The 1919-nt window shown below is 67.5% G+C and carries 2 protein-coding genes; both read left to right on the plus strand.

What is annotated here, in order from left to right:
• Window positions 1-715, plus strand: a 715-nt coding sequence (locus tag ACYVDE_RS21430) for an NAD(P)/FAD-dependent oxidoreductase (RefSeq protein WP_460503572.1), incomplete at its 5' end; no start/stop codon positions are given.
• Between the two features lie 63 nt (window positions 716-778).
• The coding region (locus ACYVDE_RS21435; protein ID WP_460503573.1) for a DUF5682 family protein at window positions 779-1919 on the plus strand (1141 nt) is incomplete at its 3' end.

The raw sequence follows: 1919 nt of genomic DNA on the forward strand, positions 1-1919 counted from the left end.
CATCGAGCAGGTGGTGCAGTACCCCACCATCGAACTGCGGGCCGATGAGGCGCTGACGGCCGCCCCCATCGCGGGAGGCTTCCTCATCGAAACCGCCGCCGGGACCAGCCTCACGGCCCGAAAAGTGGTGCTGGCCACCGGCATCAGCGACCTGCTGCCCGACCTGCCGGGCTTTGCCGCGTGCTGGGGCATCTCGGTGCTGCACTGCCCCTACTGCCACGGCTACGAGGTGGCCGAAAAGCCCCTGGGCGTGCTCGGCAACGGCGACGTGGGCTACGACTTCGCCCGGCTGATTCGGCAATGGTCGGGCCAGCTCACTTTGTTCACGGACGGACCGGCCACGCTCACGGCGGAGCAGCGGGCCGCGCTGACCCACCGTGGAGTGGCGGTGGTCGAAACGCCCATCCGCGGCTTTGCGCACGAGCAGGGCCAACTCCGCACCGTGCAGCTGGCCGATGGCACCGATTACCCGCTGGCGGCGGTGTTTGCCCGGGTGCCATTTCGGTTGCCCGGCACCCTGGCTCAGCAGCTGGGCTGCGCCCTCACCGAGGCAGGCTACGTACAGGTCAATGAATTCCAGCGCACCAGCATGGCGGGCGTATACGCGGCCGGCGACAACACCACGCCCATGCGGGCCGTGGCCGCCGCCGTGGCAGCGGGCTCCAAGGCTGGGGCCCTGCTCAATAAGGAGCTGATTGACGAAGATTTTACTTAAAAGGCGGGCCGGGTTGGGCGGGGTGTTGTTCATTTGCAGCCCCCGCCCCCACCTTGCCTTCCCATGCCCACCGACCTCCGCCTGTTCGGCATTCGCCACCACGGCCCCGGCAGCGCCGCCAGCCTCGTGGCCGCGTTCGATGCCTTCCGGCCCGACATCATCCTGCTCGAATGCCCCGCCGATGCCGAAGCCGCTTTGGCCACCGCCATCTATCCCGAGTTGGTGCCGCCGGTGGCTCTGCTGGTATACAATCCCAAGCAACAGGGCCTAGCCTCGTTCCTACCCTTCGCCGAGTTCTCGCCGGAGTGGCAAGCCGTGCACTGGGCCGCGCGGAATGGGGCGCACGTGCGCTGCATGGACTTGCCGATGAGTCTGCGGTTCGGCATGCGGGACGCGGTGGCGGAGTTACCGGCCGCCGGGACCTCACCCCCTGCCCCCCTCTCCAAAAAAGAGGGGGCACCGGCTCGTGAGGGCGACAAAGCCTCAGAAGCGGAAGCAGCTACTGTTGTTGATGAAACCATCGGCTCTAAAACTGCTACCACCGAGCCAGCCGAACCCCAAGAAAGCCAAACCGGTGCCCCCTCCCTTTTGGATGGGGGGCCTGCCCCGGAGGGGTCCCGTAAGGTTTCGTCGGGCGGTGCGGCTTCGGCGGACGACCCCGAAGCCGACCCCGTGGCCTACATCGCCCGCCTGGCCGGCTACACCGACTCGGAGCAGTGGTGGGAAACCCACCTCGAACACGCCCCCGGCAACGCCGACACCTTCGCCGTGGTGCTGGATTTGATGACCGCCCTGCGCGAGGAGCTGCAACGCCCCGAAACCGAGGAAACGCTGCTGCGCGAGGCCTTTATGCGCGAAACCCTGCGCGCTACCTTGGCCCAGGGCTACCCGCGCGTGGCGGTAGTGTGCGGCGCCTGGCACGCCCCGGTACTGCGGCCCGAACTGCTCAAAAAAGAAGACAAAGCCCGCCTGAAAGGCCGGAAAAAAGTCCCCACCGAAACCACCTGGATTCCGTGGACCTACGAGCGGCTGTCGTTCAGCTCGGGCTACGGGGCGGGCGTGCTCTCGCCGGCCTGGTACGAAATGCTATTTGCCCAGCCGCGCGCCGAAGTGCTGACGCACTGGATGGTGCAGGCCACGCGCCTGCTGCGCGGGCAGGACGTGGACGCCTCCTCGGCCCATGCCATTGAGGGCGTGCGGCTGG

This window comes from Hymenobacter agri (genome assembly GCF_054778495.1).